General features: G+C 36.6%; 1 pseudogene. It reads left to right on the top strand.

The window, feature by feature from the left end:
* Positions 1-77: 77 nt before the first annotated feature.
* Positions 78-306: pseudogene (locus tag R5R67_RS19680) on the top strand (IS3 family transposase); the annotation flags it as partial.

Here is a 306-nt window from a genome sequence, read left to right as displayed (position 1 = left end):
CAGAGATGGATCCGGAAATTTGAACAACTCCTATAAGTGATACTCTGCTCCTCAAATGATGTTATAAACATCAATATATGGAGTATTTTATGGCACGTAGACCAAGAAGAAATCATTCAAACGACTTTAAGGCTAAGGTAGCACTTGCTGCGATCAAAGCAGAAAAAACACTTGCTGAATTGAGTTCTGAGTTTGATGTTCATCAAAACCAAATTATTGACTGGAAAAATCAATTGATCTCAGCTTCCTCACAAGCTTTCGATCAATCAAAAGCTCCATCAGAACCTCCCATTGATCTTAAAAAGT

Origin of the sequence: Acinetobacter sp. OYA S30 (assembly GCF_033599315.1) — a bacterium.
Classification (GTDB): Bacteria; Pseudomonadota; Gammaproteobacteria; order Pseudomonadales; family Moraxellaceae; genus Acinetobacter; species Acinetobacter baumannii.
The sequence above is the reverse complement of the archived record's forward strand: the minus strand, read 5'-3'. Positions and strand labels throughout refer to the sequence as shown.